The 20,495-nt window shown below is 39.9% G+C and carries 10 protein-coding genes; all 10 read left to right on the top strand.

Features of this window, described 5'->3' with window-relative positions; all coding sequences use genetic code 11:
- The coding region (locus ACLL8Z_RS09355) for a RagB/SusD family nutrient uptake outer membrane protein (RefSeq protein WP_411274514.1) at positions 1-849 on the top strand (849 nt) is incomplete at its 5' end.
- 101 nt (positions 850-950) lie between these two features.
- Entirely contained in the window at positions 951-4,283 is a 3,333-nt protein-coding gene (locus tag ACLL8Z_RS09350) for a VCBS repeat-containing protein (RefSeq protein WP_411274513.1), read from the top strand.
- A gap of 92 nt (positions 4,284-4,375) precedes the next feature.
- Positions 4,376-7,741 carry a VCBS repeat-containing protein gene (locus ACLL8Z_RS09345; protein WP_411274512.1) on the top strand — a complete coding sequence of 1,122 codons (3,366 nt, stop codon included), beginning with the start codon at positions 4,376-4,378 and terminating at the stop codon, positions 7,739-7,741.
- Positions 7,742-7,913: 172 nt separating this feature from the next.
- Positions 7,914-9,263, top strand: coding sequence for a vanadium-dependent haloperoxidase (locus ACLL8Z_RS09340; protein ID WP_411274511.1), 1,350 nt, complete (start codon positions 7,914-7,916; stop codon positions 9,261-9,263).
- A gap of 40 nt (positions 9,264-9,303) precedes the next feature.
- A complete protein-coding gene (locus tag ACLL8Z_RS09335) occupies positions 9,304-11,346 on the top strand; it encodes a glycoside hydrolase family 65 protein (protein WP_411274510.1) in 2,043 nt (680 codons plus the stop codon).
- Positions 11,347-11,898, top strand: coding sequence for a hypothetical protein (locus ACLL8Z_RS09330; RefSeq protein ID WP_411274509.1), 552 nt, complete (start codon positions 11,347-11,349; stop codon positions 11,896-11,898).
- A 309-nt stretch (positions 11,899-12,207) separates the two neighbouring features.
- The gene (locus ACLL8Z_RS09325) at positions 12,208-13,143 is read left to right on the top strand and encodes a hypothetical protein (protein ID WP_411274508.1); all 936 of its coding nucleotides are present in this window, start codon (positions 12,208-12,210) and stop codon (positions 13,141-13,143) included.
- A gap of 6 nt (positions 13,144-13,149) precedes the next feature.
- Positions 13,150-14,697, top strand: coding sequence for a phosphatase PAP2 family protein (locus ACLL8Z_RS09320; RefSeq protein ID WP_411274507.1), 1,548 nt, complete (start codon positions 13,150-13,152; stop codon positions 14,695-14,697).
- Positions 14,698-14,891: 194 nt separating this feature from the next.
- Entirely contained in the window at positions 14,892-17,768 is a 2,877-nt protein-coding gene (locus tag ACLL8Z_RS09315; RefSeq protein WP_411274506.1) for a TonB-dependent receptor domain-containing protein, read from the top strand.
- Positions 17,769-17,990: 222 nt separating this feature from the next.
- Positions 17,991-20,447, top strand: coding sequence for a glycoside hydrolase family 31 protein (locus ACLL8Z_RS09310; RefSeq protein ID WP_411274505.1), 2,457 nt, complete (start codon positions 17,991-17,993; stop codon positions 20,445-20,447).
- Positions 20,448-20,495 lie beyond the last annotated feature (48 nt).

The raw sequence follows: 20,495 nt of genomic DNA, 5'->3' as shown, positions 1-20,495 counted from the left end.
CAGGTTTATACCGGAACACCGAGATGGCAGGAAGCGTTAGCCGCAACCAACGCAGTGATCAGTTCTCCGGCAGGTTACGCGTTGACTCCTAACTATCTAGACAACTTTGCTGTAAATAACGGAAGCAATTCGAATACGTACAGTGAAAATATTCTGGCCGTTCCATATGACAAAGTTTTAGCTGGCGGTATGAACTGGCAAATGAGGACATTGCATTATGCTCAGGGTGGCGTCTACGGATTACCAGGAAATCCTTGGAATGGATTTGCAACTCGTGCAGAATTTTATAATTCATTTTCTGATGGGGATACAAGGAAAGCCATTTGGCTGGAAGGCCCTCAGAAAGATAAAGCGGGTAATGTAATCCGGTTCACTGATGCGGTAGATAATGTAAACAAGGAATTGATATTTACACCAAAAATTTCTTCATTAGAGAAAGCTTTTGCCAATGAAGGTGTACGTAACGTAAAATATGAGGTTCAAACCAACAATAACCGGTTTGATCAGGATAATGACTTCGCCCTGTTTCGTTTTGCGGACGTGCTTTTAATGAAAGCCGAAGCGTCATTACGTTTGGGGAACACAGGAGAAGCCTTAACTCTTGTTAACAGGGTAAGAGAACGTGCCAAAGTTGCAGCATTGCCTTCCGTTACGCTTGATATATTGCTTGCAGAACGTGGGCGTGAATTTGCCTGGGAAGGATGGCGTAGAAGTGACTTGATTCGTTTTGGTAAATGGAGTAGTGCATGGGAGTTTAAAACGAATAGTCAGGCACATCGTTCATTATTTCCAGTACCTGCACAACAGTTATCTAATAATCCTAATCTGAAACAAAATCCAGGGTATTAAAGACGTCAATTATAAAGTTTCAGTAAAAAAGCAAGTTATTTTAGCTTGCTTTTTTACTATTAATCAACCTTTTCTCGATAGTGCAGATTTTGGAGTATGGAATGACACGCAGAAAGAAGATTCTAATATTACTGCTTATCCTTTTTACCCTTTTTTCTTGTAATAAAAAAGCTTCACTACAACAGGCCTTATTTGAGAGAATTAGCCCTGAAAAATCCAATGTTCATTTTATCAATACGGTTGAAAGCACACCGGAAATGAACATTTTTAGTTACCGTAATTTTTATAATGGCGGCGGTGTCGCTATTGGCGATGTAAATAACGATAGCTTGCCGGATTTATATTTAACGTCAAACACTGGTAAGAACCACCTATACTTAAATAAAGGAAGCTTTGTTTTTGAGGATATTACCGAACAGGCCGGGGTTGAAGGTAATCAGGCGTGGAGTACCGGCGTTACCATGGCCGATGTAAATGCGGATGGTTATCTGGATATTTACGTTTGTAACTCAGGTGAAGTTACAGGGGATAACCGGAAAAATGAACTTTTCATAAATAGTGGAAAAACACAAAACGGCGTACCTGTTTTTAAGGAACAAGCGGCTGAATACTTCTTAGATGATGAAGGGTATTCAACACATGCTGCTTTTTTTGATTTTGATAAAGACGGAGATCTGGATGTATATCTGCTTAATAACAGTTCTTACCCGGTAAGCCGACTTGGGTATACTAATATCAGGAATGAAAGGGATAAATTAGGAGGCGATAAGCTGCTTCGCAATGACAATGGAAAATTTACAGATGTAAGTGAACAGGCTGGTATTTACGGCAGCTTAATTGGATTTGGCCTGGGCATAACAATAGGTGATGTGAACAATGATAACTGGCCTGATATTTTTATTTCCAATGACTTTTATGAAAGGGATTACCTCTATATAAATAATAAGAACGGAACTTTCGCTGAGGCGGGTAAAGAATGGATGGAACACCAAAGCCTTTCATCTATGGGCGCCGATATTGCCGATATCAACAATGATGGAAACCTCGATATTTTTGTAACTGATATGCTGCCCGGCGATGACATCAGGTTAAAAACAACTTCTCAATATGAAAGCTATGAATTACAGCATTTAAAGTTTTCGAGAGACTTTGGTTTTCAGTATATGCAGAATATGCTGCATTTAAACAACGGCGATCAAACATTTAGTGAAGTAGCCCGTCTGGCAGGCGTGCATGCAACAGACTGGAGTTGGGGCGCACTTCTTTTTGATATGGACAATGATGGTTTAAAAGACATTTTCGTTGCAAACGGTATTTATAACGATTTAACAGATCAGGATTTTGTAAATTTCTTAGGGAGTGAAGAAGCAATGCGTGGAGCTATCAATGGCGGTGGATATGATTATAATAAACAATTGATATCTAAAATGTCTTCAACCCCAATCCCGAATTACGCTTTCAAAAATACTGGCAATTTAAAATTCGTTAACAATGCAAAAGAATGGGGTTTAAATGAACCGGGCTTTTCCAATGGCGCTGCTTATGGGGATTTAGATAATGACGGCGACCTGGATCTCGTAATAAATAATGTAAATGCCCCTGCCTCAATATTTAAAAATAAAGCAACTGAAGATTTAAAGCAGCATTACCTGCGGGTAAAACTTAAAGGTGCAGAGAAAAACCCAAATGGAATAGGTGCAAAAATATATGTGCATCAAAATAATAAGACTCTATTACTACAGCAAATGCCTAATAGAGGTTTTCAATCTTCGGTAGATTTAACTCTGGTGTTTGGATTAGGTAAAGAGGAGAAGATTGATTCTGTAGAAGTAATATGGCCGGATGATAAAATGCAAGTCCTGCAAAACATAAAGTCAAATAGTCAATTAACACTAGATCATAAGCAAGCTGATAAAGAATTTGAAATAAAAGAAAATATAGTTTTTAAACCCTTTTATAATGTTACTGAAACAGTAAAACTAAATTATACTCATCAGGAAAACCAGTTTGTGGATTATAACAGAGATGCCCTTTTAAAACAGATGTTTTCTACACAAGGGCCAGCTCTGACAATTGGGGATGTAAACGGCGATGGACTTGATGATGTATATATCGGCGGTGCGGCCGGCAATTCTAAGCGGTTATTTATTCAGAATAAAGATGGTACTTTTTCTGATCATTCGGCAAGTTTTACGGAGGATATAGCATCAGAGGATGTGGATGCGGTTTTTTTTGATGCTGATAATGATAACGACCTTGACCTTTTTGTAGTGACAGGCAGTAACGAGTTTTTGCCAGGCGCTCCAGAGCTTCTCGATAGGTTGTATATCAATGATGGAAAGGGAAATTTTAAAAAAGATACCCGCCGGCTGCCAAACCTGACCGATAACGGCGCTTGTGTAGCGGTGGCAGATTTCGATCTTGATGGCAATCTTGACATTTTTGTTGGAAACAGAATGGTTTCTGGCAGCTATGGACTGGATCCGCCAAGTTATTTATTAATAAACAATGGAACCGGAAATTTCAAAAATTACACAAAGCGATATCTGCCCAAAAATGAAATAGGCATGATTACAGATGCTGAGTGGGCTGACTTAGACGGCGATAAATACCCGGAGTTAATTGTTGTTGGAGACTGGATGCCAGTTACAATTTTTAAAAACAATAAGGGCCGAAAATTTGAAAATACTGAGATGCCAAATTCTGAAGGCTGGTGGAACAGCATTAAATCTGCAGACCTGGATGGCGATGGCGATTTGGATTTTATATTAGGTAATCAGGGGACAAATTCACGCATAACAGCCAGTGTAGCAAAACCGGCAGAATTAATTGTTGCAGATTTCGATAAGAACGGGACTATCGAACAGATCATTTCATGCTATACAGAAAACGGCAAAAGTTACCCGATGGTTTTAAAAAGTGATTTACAAAAGCAGGTTCCTGCCATCAAGAAGAAATTCATTAAGTATGCTGACTATGCAGGGAAAACAGTTGAAGAGATTTTTTCTAAAGAGGAATTGCAGGGCGCTGTGTCTAAAAAAGTCAGCAACCCCAACTCCTCACTATTGATTAATCGGGGTAAGCTGAAATTTGCTTTGGAAGCATTGCCCCTGAGGGCTCAATTTTCCGTTATACATGCCATAGAAATTACAGATTTTAATAATGATGGGATTAAAGACTTAATACTGACCGGCAATTTTTTTGATGTTTTGCCTGAAATCGGCAGATTTGATGCCAATCATGGTTTAGTTTTAAAGGGAAAGAAGGGCCTGAAATTTGAAGTTTTATTGCCCGCTGAATCCGGATTTCTTGTAAAAGGCCAGGTACGTAAATCAGGGATCATTAAAAATCCAGGAGGAAAGGAAATAGTCATACTTGCCAAGAACAACGACAAGCTCCAGGTTTTAGGTATTAGACAAAAACCTGCTAAATAATTTTTGGAAGACAATAAATTACTGCTATTAAATATACCTTGAACATAAAGTACATTATAAGATCGAATTTTGATAGTTGCGTATGGTTGATAATGGCAATGTTCATTATAAGCGCAACATCATGCAGGAAAAAACAGTCGGGTTCATCAGAAAAACCTCTTTTCAGTATTGTAGACTCATCCCAAAGCCAGATAAGTTTTAGTAATAACCTAAAAGAAGAAGATGATTTTAATATTGTTAGCTATCTGTATTATTATAATGGGGGCGGTGTAGCTACAGGGGATCTAAATAACGATGGATTGCCCGATTTATATTTTGTTTCTAACCAAGGTAAGAATAAACTCTATCAAAACCTCAACAATTTCAAATTTAAAGATATTTCTTCAGATGCAGGTGTAGAGGGTTTCGCTGACTGGCAAACCGGCGTGACTATGGCCGATGTAAATGGTGACGGTTGGTTGGATATCTATGTGTGCGCCGTAGGTAATTTTAAAGGGCTGGAGGGCGCTAATGAGCTGTACATAAATAATGGTGTGGGTGCTGATGGGAAAGTTACCTTTACCGAAAGTGCAGCTGAATACGGACTAGATTTTACAGGGTTTTCTACCCAGGCTGCTTTTTTTGATTATGACAAAGACGGCGACCTGGATATGTATTTGTTGAATCATGCCGTACATACTTCCCGCAGTTACAACCGGGTGAGTGCACGTAATTTGAGAAATAATGAAGCAGGCGATTACTTGTTTGAAAACCAGTTGAGCCAGCAAAAGGAGAAACTCAAATCAGCGGCTGTTGTTAAATTTAAAGATGTTAGCGATCGGGCTGGGATTTATGGGGCAGCTATGGGATACGGTTTGGGGCTGGTTATTTCCGACTTTAACAATGACGGATGGGATGATATTTATGTAGCCAATGATTTTCATGAAGACGATTATTATTATTTAAATAACAGGGACGGCACCTTTTCAGAAAGTGTTAAAGATCATTTTCGGCACATCAGCCGTTTTTCCATGGGATGTGATGCCGCCGACATGAATAATGATGGTTATTTGGATATCATGACCCTCGATATGTACCCAGAAGATGAAACTATTGAGAAATCTTCTATGGGCGAGGATTCTTTCGACATTTTTTTATTTAAACTCCAGTTTGGTTATTTCAACCAATACAGCCGCAATTGTTTACAGTTAAACATATCCGGGCAGAAATTTTCTGACATAGGCTTAATGGCGGGCGTAGCTGCAACAGACTGGAGTTGGTCAACCCTACTTGCCGATTATGATAATGATGGGATTAAAGATATTTTTATTTCTAACGGGATAGTCAAAAGACCCAATAACCTGGATTATATAAAGTTTGCTACACAGGATTCAATGTATTACTCACCTAATATCTCCAAATCCTTAGATCAGAAAGCTATACAAATGATGCCTGAGGGCAAAGTGCATAACTATCTTTTCAAGGGAACACAAAATTTGCGATTTATTGATAAATCACAGGCATGGGGCTTTGGTGAGGAAACAATAGCGAACGGTGCAGTTTATGTAGATTTAGATAATGATGGCGATCTCGACCTGGTAACAAACAATATTAATGAAACAGCTAAAATTTATCATAACAATACTGATAAGCTTTTTGAAAATAATCATCTCAAAATAGCCTTAAAAGGAGAAAAATTTAATTCTTTCGGTATTGGGGCTAAAGTGTTTATCAAAAATCAATCGGGCGGGCTGCAGGTACAGCAGTTGACTTCCACCCGTGGTTTTATGTCATCGGTTGAACCAAAACTTTTATTTGGATTAGGTAATGAATTAGAGATTGATTCTCTTTTTGTTATCTGGCCTGATGGAAAGGCTGAGATAAGAACGAATATAAAAGCCAATAACACGCTTACTCTTAAACAAAGTGATGCCAACTTAAGCACTGAAGCCGTACTTCAGAAAATATTTCCTAAATCTGCGCCATTATTAACAGACATATCATCTACTGCAGGCATTGATTACAAGCATCAGGAAAATAACTACCTGGATTTTTATCGGGAAAGCCTCATTCCTTTCCAGGTTTCTACAGAAGGGCCAAAAATCGCAGTAGGCGATGTAAACGGTGATGGGCTTGACGATTTTTATATAGGTGGAGCAAAGTGGCAGGCAGGGAAGCTTTTTATCCAGAAAAAGGGGGGTAAGTTTGTTTCGTCCAACCAAGAAATTTTTCAGGCTGATTCTACTTATGAAGATGTTGATGCAATCTTTTTTGATGCTGATAATGATAAGGATCCGGACCTCTATGTGGTTTCGGGCGGGAACGAATTTTACGGTAAAATGCCAGAGCAATTTGATCGTTTATATATAAATGATGGTAAAGGTAATTTTATAAAAAGCAAGTGGTTACCTGCTATGTATGATAATAAAAGCTGTGTAAGAGCCGCAGATTTTGATAAAGACGGAGACTTAGATTTGTTTGTTGGTGGGAGAGTTATAGGGTTTCAATATGGTATCAACCCCAATTCCTACCTGCTGATTAATGATGGAAAGGGTAATTTCAAAGATGCTACCGCCAAGCTTGCACCTTCACTAAGAAAATGCGGAATGGTGACCGATGCGGTTTGGGCAGATTATGATAATGATGGCGATCCTGATCTGATCGTTGCTGGTGACTGGATGCCAGTAAGGATATTTGAGAATAACAATAATAAATTATCAGAAAACAAATCTTCTAATGTATTGGGCGCCGCCAAAGGATTTTGGCAAACAATTAAAGCCGAAGACTTTGATCGGGATGGCGATATAGATCTCATTGTGGGCAATCTAGGCACCAATACTAAATTTATAAAAGGGAATAATCCCGGTTTAAAAATGTTTGTCAAGGATATCGACGGAAATGGAACTTTGGATCATATTCTCTCTTATAAAAAGGGTGATGAATGGTATCCAGTAGCTTCAAAAGATGAACTGGGTAAACAGATGCCGTTTTTGAATAAAAAGTTTACCAATTATCAACAGTTTGCAGGCAAAACCATTGATCAGTTATTCAGCGCAAAAGAGCTGGAAGATGCCCGGATATTAGAAGTGAATAAGTTTGCTTCGGTTTATTTAGAAAATAAAGGCAATAAGCAATTTGCAATTAAAAACCTACCAAAAGAAGCGCAGGTATCTAAAATCTTTTCATTTTTAACAAACGATGCAGACGGGGATGGCCATACAGATATAATGCTGGGAGGTAATTTTTATGGGGTAAGCACTTACCAGGGCCGGTATGATGCAAGTTATGGTTTAATGTTGAAAGGAAATGGTAAAGGCACATTTAAACCTGTTTTGCCCACTGTTTCCGGATTTTTATTAAACGGTGAAGTAAGGGACATAAAATCTTTAAAAACTGCCGGAGGAGAAATTTTCCTGGTGGCTACCAATAATGCGCCCTTGCAAGTATTTAAAAGATTGAATATGCTCTCGGGTAAATAATTCATCAATCTGTATTTATATTCAGGCATTTTTTAAATTTTAATAATTTTTATCAAAATCGTAAATTACATAATACTAAGGTTATGTAATAGTATATTGAAATTGAAACATAAAAATTATACGGAAAACACCGTCTATACTTAAAGACGTTTTCCTTCCTTATTAACAAAAAATGAAGTTTAAATCTCTATATAAAGTAATCCTGATAATAGTTGTAATAACAGCTTCAGGATGCCAAAAGCAGGTTGAAAAAGAGGAATTGCTTAACACGGTATTTATCCATAATGCTATGGGAAAGCTGACTGACGTAATGGTGCATGATATTTTTTCTCCGCCGGTAGCCAGTCGCATCTATGCATATTCCAGCATAGCTGCTTATGAGGCACTGTTGCCGCTTTATCCCTATTACCGCTCTTTAAGTGGGCAGTTAAACGGATTAGACAGCTTGCCCAAACCTGAAAGCGGACAGGAGTATTGTTTTCCGCTGGCCAGTGTGCATGCCTTTCTTAAAGTTGGCCGGACGCTTACATTTTCAGGAAATATGATTGATGAGTTTGAGCCGGAAATATATCAGCAATATAAAGATATGGGCATTTCTGATGACGTTTATGAACGATCGATGCAATATGGTGCTGCTGTGGCCATTAAAATATTGGAGTGGTCAGGTAGAGATGGCTACAAAGAAACACGCGGGTTCCGTTATACCGTAACAAATGATCCAGCGAAATGGAAGCCCACCCCTCCGGCTTACATGGATGCCGTTGAACCAAACTGGTACAAAATACGTCCTTTTGTATTAGATTCCTGCAGCCAGTTTAAGCCGCCGGTTGCTACCAGCTATAGTATGGAAAAAGGCAGTAAATTTTATAAAGAGGTTATGGAAGTGTATGAAGCCACAAAAAACCTAACAGAAGAGCAAAAAGCAATCGCCAGTTTTTGGGATTGCAACCCTTTTGTAATGCACCAAACAGGACATGTTATGTATGCCTCAAAAAAAATCAGCCCTGGGGGGCACTGGATGAATATAGCAGGTGCTGCATCTAAAAAAGCAAAAGCAGATTTAATGAAAACGGCCGAAACCTATGCACTAGTATCAATTTCACTGGCGGATGGTTTCATCAGTTGCTGGGATGAAAAATATCGCAGCGCTGTAGTTCGTCCCGAAACCGTAATTAACATAGATATTGATCAGAATTGGCAACCCCTGCTTCAAACACCCCCTTTTCCCGAATATCCAAGTGGCCATAGTGTAGTTTCTAATTCTGCAGCTGTTACCTTAACTTCCCTTTACGGGGATTCTTTCGCTTTCACAGATTCTACCGAAACTAAGTACGGCTTACCAAGCCGTAATTTTAAATCTTTTCAGCATGCCGCAGATGAGGCAGCAATCAGCCGTTTATATGGCGGTATACACTTCATGCCAGCGATTATGAACGGAAGTGTAGAAGGTAAACAGGTTGGCAAACTGGTGACCAGTATCATCAAAACTCGTAATGAGCGCGTTTCCCATAAAAGCAATTGACATAAAAGGTATATGTAGTTTAAATAGTAAAAGCAACCAAATGAAAATCATAAAATTATTCATCCTGTTAATCAGTCTATCGGTGTGCAATAATGTTTTTTCACAGAATAGGATTGATGAATGGAAAGTAACTGCTTCGAAGATCGATCCTGCTAATTATTTCGGTATCACTGTAGCAAACGGCATGATCGGTATAGTTTCTGCTCCTGAACCCTTCAAAGTTAAAAATGTTGTTCTGGCAGGAGCATATGATTTATATGGCAGAGGCAGGGTAAGCAATTTTCTGAACAGCTTTAATCTTCTGAACATGAATTTTGATATTGATGGAAAGCGACTTGAGGCCAGATCAATTTCCAATTTTCAGCAGGAATTGGATATGAAGCATGCTTCATTTACTACTACTTTCGACTATGCCGACAAGGCTACGATTAAATACACATATTATTCTTTAAGGCAGCTTCCTTTTACCGTTCTAATGGACATAACTGTAACTGCAAAAAAGGATATTAGTATATTACCCTCGAGTGTTATGGAGGCCCCTGATGCTTTAAAAGATGTTCAGAATTACTACAATGAAATAGATCGTCCTCATGTTGCTTTAGGGCTATTAACGTCCACAGCAAAAAGTCCTACAGGTAAACTACAGCTGTGTGCATCTACCACGTTTTTATTTAATGAAGTGCATGGATCAGAACCCCGCGTGATCCATGAAATGTGGGATAATAATATGCACTTGATGAAGTTCTCAAAAGTTGTGAAGGCAGGACAGTCTTATCAGTTTTCTATTGCTGGTTCTTCAATCACTTCGGCTCACCATGATGATCCGCTGAATGAGGCTGAACGTTTAACCATCTTCGCAAAGCTGCAGGGGCGTGAACGTTTAGTAAAATTCCATAATCAGGCATGGGACGAACTTTGGAAAAGCGATATCCTGATCGATGGAGACCCGCAGGCTCAGCAGGATGTTCATAGTATGTTGTACCATCTGTATTCTTTCTCAAGGGCTGGTACCAGTTTGTCTCCCTCACCAATGGGTCTTTCAGGATTAGGCTATAATGGGCATGTTTTCTGGGATACTGAAGTCTGGATGTTTCCTGCATTGCTTGTTCTTCAGCCGGAAATTGCACACTCACTTGTTGAATATCGTTATCAACGGCTTAATGCTGCTAAACGAAATGCTTTTGCGCATGGTTATAAAGGAGCCATGTTTCCCTGGGAAAGCGCTGATACTGGTGTAGAAGAGACCCCGGTTTGGGCATTAAGTGGACCTTTTGAGCATCATATTACAGGCTGTGTCGCCCTTGCAGCATGGAATTATTATTGTGTTACTCAGGATAAGGATTGGCTTCGTGAAAAAGGCTGGCCCATACTTTCGGCTACCGCTGATTTTTGGGCAAGCAGGGTGGAGCGAAACGGGAAGGGAAAATATGATATTAATAATGTAGTTGCTGCAGATGAGTGGGCAGAAAATGTGGATAATAACGCCTTTACAAATGCTGCAGCCAAAGTCAATCTTCAAAATGCCACAGCGGCTGCAAAGATTCTTGGCCTGAAAGCCGATGCTGACTGGATGGTGGTGGCGCAGAATATTCCAATATTGAAAATGGACAACGGCGTTACAAAAGAGCATGCTTCCTACAAAGGGGAAGGGATCAAACAGGCTGACGTTAATTTATTGCCTTATCCTTTGAAGGTGATTACAGATCCATTGCAGATAAGAAAAGATCTGGAATATTATGAAACGAGAGTTCCGGATGAAGGAACTCCTGCCATGACCCAGGCAATTTTCACTTTATTATATGCAAGGCTGGGGGAAGGTGAAAAAGCGTATCATTTTTTCAAAGACGCATATGAACCGAATTTAAACCCTCCATTCAGAGTTATCGCAGAAACAAAGGGCGGAACTAATCCATACTTTGCTACCGGAGCGGGCGGTATAATCCAAAGTTTGCTGATGGGTTTTGGCGGCCTTGATATTACTCCAGAGGGAATTACTCAGATTAAAAGTAAGCTTCCTTCTGCCTGGAAATTACTGACCATAACGGGTGTAGGTATTGAGAAAAAAACGTATATTGTAAAATAATTGAAAAAGGCGATATCTATATTGTTATTGAGTTTTTTCCTGTTTAATATAATAGGGTATAAACTATTTTTCTATTACCAGTTAACTGAAGCTGATTCCCGTATACAGGCGAAGATCGATGTCCTTCATGAATCAGATGGAAGCCTTTTTACTGTTAAGATTCCCATAAGGTTGCCCTACCACACAGATTGGAAAGATTATGAATCAGTCGAGGGGGAAATGACCTATAATAATACGACGTACAAATATGTAAAGCGAAAAGTACTTCGCGATACCTTAATACTGCTTTGCGTTAAATATCAGGAAAAATCTGTTATCGAAAATAATAGCAATGAATATTTTAGAAAGGTAAATGACCTGACTACTGATAATTCAAAAAAACAGGAGATAAAACATGCCAAGGAGGACTTCTACCAGAAGTGTGAAGTTTCTATGGTCGCATTCTATCCGTTAAAAACATTTGGGTGTTTCTCCTTAATTCAGGTTTTAAAAACATCTTCTTACCAAGCACAATTAGAGAGGCCTCCCATTTACATGCTGCCTTCAGCCTAGCTAAAGCTTTCTTATTGTTTACTCTACGTTTCATTTTTCATGAACCGCTATCTCATTAGGATTGCAGGTGTATTTATTTTATTTACACCCTGTTCTAAATCCGACTATAAGTCTGTTCCCGGAAGCGGGTATGTCAAGAGTTTACGGCGGAATTCATTTGCTAATTACCGTTTGATAGGTACAGACCAGTGTGAGCAGGTTGCTGATATTATTCTGAGCGGACTGAAGTAAAAAAAAATTAGAATTTATTATTTGATCAGTTATCAAAACACTTCAATATGTTTTTTTTAACCTTAAACGTAATTAATAATGAAAAATTTATACAGAAGATCTATTTTGAGAATGATCTTATTGATCTTCTCAACCATCCCTCTGATTTCTAATGCGCAAACAGAACAAGACGCACTGATGATGCCGGAGCGAAACTTATGCGTGGCTGGCATTGCTGGATACAACAGTTGGACAAATTATTGGGAAGGGAAATTTAAAAGAGTTAATGAAAATATCGGGCGCCTCTCAACTCGTTACGGTATGCTAATGCTTAGTTATGGATTAAAAAAGAATATAAATGTAATGGCTTCGGTACCTTATGTCTCGACCAAAGCGACACAAGGTACTTTAAGCGGGCTCAATGGCACACAGGATATTGGACTATTTATTAAGTGGCGCCCAATTCAGAAGAAACTGGGCAATCAAGATATCTCACTATTTGGTGTAGGGGGTTTTTCTGCCCCCTCAGATAATTATAACATTGACTTTATGCCAATGTCTATTGGTTTAGGCAGCTCTGTTTTAAGTGCAAGACTGATATTAGATATTCAGAGAAATCATTTTTTTTCAACCCTATCTGCCGGTTATATGTATAGAGGCAATGTTGAAATAGACCGGCCTGCATATTATACAACCAGACAGATTAATACGTATGAAGTTGAAATGCCAAATGCGGGAAATTTTCAATTGAGAACCGGATATAGGAGTAAAAAATTAGTTGCAGAAGCTTCTCTGAGTAATATGACCACTTTCGGGGGTTTTGACATCCGTAAAAATGATATGCCTTTTGTGAGTAATAAAATGAATAGTACCAATGCAGGTCTGGAAGCCAAATACTATCCATTCAGTCAAACCTTAGGTATAAATGCTAATGTCTGGCAGACTTTAAAGGGCCGAAATGTTGGACAAGCAACTGGATATAGTGCAGGCATTCTTTATACAGTAAATTTTAAATCGAAAACTTCCTTAAAATAAACAATCATGAAACAGACTATTACACATGTTTTTTATGGTATATTCTTATTGAGTTTAGGTATTATATCATGCAACAAAGATATTGTTGAAGTTGATTCCAATTACCAAGCTTTGCAGCCAGTTAAATTAGATTTAAACGCAGGCAGTTGGAAACCGTTTTTCGCAGGCGCATCGACAGATTATCCTGTTCCTGCGCCGGATGATGTAAATTCTGCGGCCTATCAGAATGAATTGAAGGAATTAAAAATCTTAGGATCTAATCTGACAGATCAGCAGAAGAAAATTATTAACTACTGGAAAGTCGGAAGCGTTTTAAGATGGAATGAAATAATGCGTGAACTTGTGGCCAAGCATAATTTGCCCCCGTATCAAAAAGAAGATGGAACCTATCCGGTGCCGAGCGCTTCAAATCCGTTTTCTTATCCGCTATTTCCTTTTTCTAACCCTCCGTACGCTGCGCGCGCATATGCCTATCTAAGCATAGCCCAATACGATGCTCTGATTATGGCATGGAAATTTAAAGCTCAGTACAACAGACCTGCTCCCTATAAAATCGATGCGGCTATACAAGTTTCCATTCCTAAAAGTGATCTTCCCTCATATCCATCCGAAGACGCAGTGATATCAGGAGCAACTTTTGAGCTGATGAAATTATTATTCCCTGCCGATATTGCCTATGTTACCCAAAAAGCAGAAGAAGAAAAGAATTACAGGTTATGGAGTGGTGCAAATGTAAGAAGCGACATCATAGCGGGGGATTCCCTGGGCCGTTGGGTGGCTCGTAAGGTTGTGCAGCTGGCAAAGACTGATGGGATGGGCGCAGCTGGAGGAAATGCGGCGATTTGGAAACAGCTTGAAGCAGATTGTCTGGTAAGAGGCGAGAGCCCATGGCTATCACTTGAAACACCAGCAAGGCCTCCAATGCTTTGTCTTTTTGGAAATGTAAAACCTATTCTTTTTAATACAACTTCAATGTCAACGCTAAGGGCAATGCCTCCCCCTTCAGTTAACAGCGAAAAGATGCGCCAGGAGACTGAGGAAATATTAAGATTTACCCGTAATCCTACTAAAGAAAATATGCGTATTGTGAATTTTTGGGCCGATGGTGTTGGTACATATACTCCACCGGGCCATTGGAATGCAATTGGTACGCAAGAATTCGTGAAGGGTCAGATGAGTGAAGTCCGGTGGGCACGGAATTATGCTTTACTTAATGCAGCTATGATGGATGCAGCTATTGTTTGCTGGAATACTAAATTTTTTTATTTCAATCCTCGTCCGTCTCAGATAAACCCAGCAATTAAAACTTTGACTGGAGTTCCTAATTTCCCTGCCTACATATCGGGCCACTCCACCTTCAGTGGCGCCGCAGCAACTGTTCTGGGATATATTTTACCGGGTAAAAGTGCGGAATTTGATGCAATGGCTTTAGAAGCGTCTAATTCCAGGATGTATGGGGGTATTCATTACCGTTCGGATTGTGAGCAGGGTTTGATCGCTGGCCGGAAAATCGGAAATCTTGCCATTGAAAGGGCTAAAGCAGATGGATTATAGAGTGACCAGATTGCAGGATTGTATAAGCCAGAACTTTTCAGCCGTTGCTGGTCTAAATTCTTCATTGATGGGTGCTAAAAATGGTTTTATTACTATGCAAGCATAAAAAAATTAATTGATAGTTCTTGTTAGAATTAAAATATTCTACTTATGTTTATGATTAAAATCGAAATTACCAAATTAACCTGAGAATTATGAACAGAATTTTTACACGTTTAGCTATCCTATCGATTGTATTTCTAGCGAGTACAAACATGGTCTTTGCGCAAAACAGGACCATTTCGGGCACAGTTACAGATAATCTCACACGTGAGACGCTCCCCGGGGTAACAGTAACAATCAAAGGCACAACCAATAGTACGTCTACTAATGAAAATGGCCAATTTACTTTGCTCACCTCGGCTAGCACGCCTTTCACTTTAATAGTTAGTTATATCGGGTATAAGACTGTTGAACAGATAGTTAGTGGTGCCAATACAGCCTTGTTGATTTCCATGGAGGCTCAGGCAATCATGGGACAAGAAGTTGTTGTAGCAGCATCACGTACCCCAGAGCGGATACTTGAATCCCCGGTTTCTATCGAGAGACTTGGTCAGACAGCTATTAAAGAAACAGCATCTCCATCTTTTTATGATGCCCTGGTTAATTTGAAAGGTGTGGAATCAAGCGCTCAGAGTATAACTTTCAAATCTGTGAATACTAGAGGTTTCAATGCCAATGGAAACACCCGTTTTAATCAATATGTAGATGGAATGGATAATCAGGCACCGGGATTGAATTTCTCGGTAGGTAACATCATAGGTATGAGTGAGCTGGATCTCGATAATGTTGAGCTACTGCCTGGTGCATCATCTGCACTGTACGGTGCTGGTGGAATTAATGGTACTATGCTCTTAACTTCTAAAAGTCCTTACACTTCCCAAGGCGTCAGCTTCCAGCTGAAAACAGGGATAAACCACGTCAACGATCCGAACCAGGCTGCTCGCCCCTTCCAGGAAGCAGGTGTTAGATTTGCCAAGGCATGGAATAAATTTGCTGTTAAATCAACAGTTTCTTTACTAACTGCAGATGATTGGCAGGCTACCAACTATACCAATTTTGACCGTAATTCACGTAGTCAGAAGAACGGTGACAGAACTACAGATCCGAACTATGATGGAATTAATGTTTACGGTGATGAGGTGAGTGTAAATATGCGGAACGTTGCAAATGCCGTACTTTCCGCTACCAGCGCTGGAATAGCAGCAGCTTCCGGCGGCCTAATTCCAAATATTAATGCCATAATCACAGCATCGCTGCCTGTGACAGCCACACCTGCTCAAATTGGAGCATTCTTAGGAGTGTTCCCCGCAGCTCTTAGACCTTCAATACAAAATGCGATTCCATTCAATATAGGTCTGCGTGCAGGATTAATTCCGGATCAATCAGTGTCAAGAACTGGTTACCTTGAAAAGGATCTTGTCGACTACGACGCCAGATCATTTAAAACATCTAGCTCACTACATTATAAATTAAGTAATACTATTGAAGCGATTGGTCAGGTTAACTGGGGGTCTGGTACTTCTGTTTACACTGGATCGGACCGTTATTCATTAAGGAATTTCAGTATTGGACAATATAAGCTGGAGCTAAAAGGCCAGGACTTTATGCTTCGCGGTTACACCACTCAGGAGCGTTCCGGAGATTCTTATATCTCGTCTATCCTCGGCGTATATATTAATGAAATTTCAAAAGGTAATTCAACCTGGTTTGGTCAATATGTGGGTAACTACGTGGGCGCCCGCGCCGCTGGGGCGCCTGATGCTCAGGCTCATGGCCTGGCACGTTCAGTTGCGGATGTGGGTCGTTTTCCTGCAGGATCTGCCAGGTTTAATGCCGCGAAAGAAAAAATCATGAATTCAACTATTAGTTCCGGAGCAGGAGCGAAATTTGACGATAAATCTAACTTATGGCATTATGAGGGGATGTATAATTTCTCCAACATCCTTAAGGATAAAGTTGAGCTCCAGGTTGGAGGATCATACCGGATTTACGACCTGAATTCCGCTGGTACTATATTCGATGATCTTAACCGTGAGATAGATATTAACGAATATGGGGGTTTCATTCAGGCAGGTAAGAAATTTAGTGATATTTTCAAATTGACAATTGCCGGGCGATACGACAAAAGCATGAATTTCGAAGGCCGTTTTACTCCGAGGGTTACCGGGGTATTAACCGTCGCACCGAACAATAATATTCGTTTGTCGTACCAAACTGGTTATCGGAATCCTACTACGCAGAACCAATACATCGATCTTTCTGTACTTGGTGGAGCTACCCGCCTGATTGGTGGTTTACCTGCAAGCATCTCCAAGTATAACCTTTTCACAAATAAGCCTTTTACCGATGTAAGTTATAGGGCATTTCTTGCCTCTGCTTCTGCAGGTACACCCAACCCTGCCTTATTAAAAGCATATACTTTCGATTCTAAAGGTGTCAGACCTGAGAGTGTCAGGGCTTATGAGCTGGGTTATAGGGGATTGTTAGGTCCGAAGGTCTTGATAGATGCTTACGGGTACTACAATCAATATAAAGATTTCATCACTGCGGTGGATGTTTATCAAAACGTGTCTAACGTTTTTACCAGGTTTGGTGTTCCGGTAAATGCAGCAGGCGAAGTCAACGCATATGGAAGTGCACTTGGAATAGATTATATGATTGGAACATTTAACCTTAGCGGAAACCTTTCCTATAATAAACTGGGTGATATACCTGTCACTTATATCAACGATTTCAATACACCAACACTACGTTATAACCTTGGTCTTAATAACCGGGAAGTTGTTAAAAATGTTGGATTTAACGTTTCGTACCGCTGGCAAGATTCGTTCTACTGGAATTCCTCTTTTGCATCAGGCGATGTTCCGGCATTTGGTACCGTAGATGCACAGGTAAATCTTAAAATCCCGAGTGTAAAATCAGTAATTAAGCTTGGAGCATCTGATCTTTTAAATAAATATTACACTACATCTTATGGTAACCCGCTCATGGGGGGGATGTACTATGTAGGGTTTACGTTTAACCAATAGTGCCCGATAAGGTCGGTTGTAATTGATTGCAAAAGAAAATAGCAAGTCCCGATCCATTCATTTGGATCGGGACTTGCTATTTAATATTAAATCAGACATTTATTTCATAGTATCTGGCTAAACTGTTAATTTGCCGTTAAATAATCTGTCATAAAGACATAAGGTTAGCTTTCAGCTTTTTTAATAAATTCTGAGGTCTGATTTAAAAATTAAAATTAAAAGATGGAATTAAGTAAAGATCTGGGTATAACGGAATTGGATATCAATGATTTGGAAAGTGATATGCAGCATGTTAATAATCCGGTAGTGGGGCTTGAGCCAATTGTTAAGAAATACCTTACTGCAGTTACTGAATACACCCAGGATGGCAATAATTTTTACTTTTGCGATGGAAACTCTAAGGTCGAAGTAAAGGTTATAAGTGATCAGATTATCAGAATACGTCTGGCTCCTCAAGGTGTTTTTCTAGAGGAATTCTCATATGCAGTCGACTCAATTGAGCATAGGGTAACCGTCTTCAAACTAGAAGACGAAGCTGATACATACAGAGTAGAAACAAATTCAGTGGCCTGCGTTATCCGCAAAAGGGATTTTAAAATATCTTTTGAAGACATCCTGGGTAAAGTTACGAACGAAGATTTGGAACCCATGCATTGGGAAGAGAATACCGACTTTGGTGGATATTATGTGTACGCAACTAAGAAATGCTATCCCGGCGAAGCTTTCTATGGCCTTGGCGATAAGTCAAGTGATCTTAATCTTCGTGGAAGCAGGTTTGTAAACTGGAATACTGATGCCTACTCCTTTGGGAAAGGGCAGCAGCCCCTTTACCGTACTATCCCGTTTTATATGGGGATTAAAGATGGAGTGAGCTACGGGATTTTCTTCGATAATACGTTTAAAAGTCAGTTTGATTTTGCTCAGGAAGAAAGTGATAAAATAAGTTTCTGGGCTGATGGAGGCGAATTGCAATATTATTACATCCACGGCCCTCATATAATGGATGTTGTAAAGCGTTATCATACACTTACGGGTACTCACCAGATGCCCCCAAAATGGGCTCTCGGGTTCCATCAATGCCGCTGGAGTTATTTCCCTGAAAAGAAGGTTAGGGACATTGCCCGTAATTTCCGTGAGCGAAAAATTCCGTGTGACGCCATCCACCTGGATATTGACTACATGGATGGATATCGGTGTTTTACATGGAACAGAAAATATTTTCCTGATCCTCAGAAGATGATTAAGGAACTTGCCGATGATGGTTTTAAAACCGTTGTAATCATTGACCCGGGTATCCGCGTAGACGAAAATTACAGTGTTTTTAAAGAGGGTAAACAAAATAATTACTTCTGCAGGCGATGTGATGATTATTTTATGGAAGGTCACGTTTGGCCTGGACGTTGTCAATTTCCCGACTTCACGAACCCTAAAGTTCGAACGTGGTGGGGAAGCCTTTTTAAAGAACTAGTTGATGCAGGTGTGGCAGGTGTCTGGAATGATATGAACGAGCCCGCTGTTTTTGGAGCGGGAACGTTTCCGCATGATGTACGACATAATTATGATGGCTTTCATGGTTCACACCGGAAAGCTCATAATGTGTATGGGATGCAGATGGTGCGTGCAACCTATGAGGGACTAAAGAAATTGCAAAAGAATAAAAGACCGTTTACGATAACAAGAGCAGGTTATTCAGGGGTACAGCGGTATGCGTCAGTCTGGACGGGAGACAATATTGCCTCCTGGGAGCACTTGAAAATCGGAATTGTTCAGTTGCAGCGCTTGTCAATGTCCGGCATATCTTTTTGTGGAACTGATATTGGCGGTTTTAGCGGAGAGCCTGATGCAGAACTTTTTACAAGATGGATTCAAATGGGAGTATTTTCCCCTTTTATGCGCGCTCACTCTGCAGGTGATACAGCAGAACGCGAGCCCTGGAGCTTCGGGCCAGAGTTTGAAGAGATAAATAGGAAGTTCATTGGCCTCAGATATCGATTGATGCCTTATATTTACTCAGTATTCTGGGAACACCATAAGCATAACTTTCCAATCCTTCGTCCGCTGGTAATGCATGAGCAGGAAAACGTTCTAACACATGGCATTCAGGATGTATTTACTTTCGGTGATAAAATATTAATAGCGCCAGTTACCGATCATGGTGCAAGACATCGTAATCTTTACCTCCCGGCCGGCATATGGTATAATTACTGGACCCATGAAATGATGCAAGGCGGGATTGAACACTTTGTAGATGCACCAATTGACTCAATGCCGATCTTTGTAAAAGGCGGGGCTGTTATTCCAGAATCTCCATTAATGCAACACGTAGGTGAGTTTGAGATCGACGAATTGATGTTCCAGGTTTATTATTCAGATTACGAGGCAAACTCTTTTTACTTCGAAGATCACGACGATACCTTTGCCTTCGAACAAGATATCTATCTCGAAAAGAAGTATGTGGTAAAAGGTGATGCAAGTTCGATGACACTAACCCAATCAATTGAAGGCCTTTATACTCCGCGTTACGAAACATATGACCTCAAGATAATTGGTCTGCCGTTTACCCCTGCCAAAGTGTTAATTGACGGCAGAGAATACACGGGAGACCTCAACTTTGATGAACTTAGGCGTGTCAGGATAAAATCAAATAAGAATTTCAAACGAATAGAGATTCTTGCCTGATCTTTAGTATAAACAGGTATATTCAATTCTTACATTGAATATACCTGT

It is taken from the genome of Daejeonella sp. (genome assembly GCF_046590655.1).
In the GTDB taxonomy this organism is placed as follows: Bacteria; Bacteroidota; Bacteroidia; order Sphingobacteriales; family Sphingobacteriaceae; genus Daejeonella.
This window is presented reverse-complemented; position numbering and strand designations above follow the sequence as displayed.

Coding starts and splice junctions, on each gene's coding strand:
- ACLL8Z_RS09320 (WP_411274507.1), top strand. CDS start 13,150: ATGAAACAGACTATTACACATGTTTTTTATGGTATATTCTTATTGAGT.
- ACLL8Z_RS09345 (WP_411274512.1), top strand. CDS start 4,376: ATGGCAATGTTCATTATAAGCGCAACATCATGCAGGAAAAAACAGTCG.
- ACLL8Z_RS09315 (WP_411274506.1), top strand. CDS start 14,892: ATGAACAGAATTTTTACACGTTTAGCTATCCTATCGATTGTATTTCTA.
- ACLL8Z_RS09350 (WP_411274513.1), top strand. CDS start 951: ATGACACGCAGAAAGAAGATTCTAATATTACTGCTTATCCTTTTTACC.
- ACLL8Z_RS09325 (WP_411274508.1), top strand. CDS start 12,208: ATGAAAAATTTATACAGAAGATCTATTTTGAGAATGATCTTATTGATC.
- ACLL8Z_RS09335 (WP_411274510.1), top strand. CDS start 9,304: ATGAAAATCATAAAATTATTCATCCTGTTAATCAGTCTATCGGTGTGC.
- ACLL8Z_RS09310 (WP_411274505.1), top strand. CDS start 17,991: ATGGAATTAAGTAAAGATCTGGGTATAACGGAATTGGATATCAATGAT.
- ACLL8Z_RS09340 (WP_411274511.1), top strand. CDS start 7,914: ATGAAGTTTAAATCTCTATATAAAGTAATCCTGATAATAGTTGTAATA.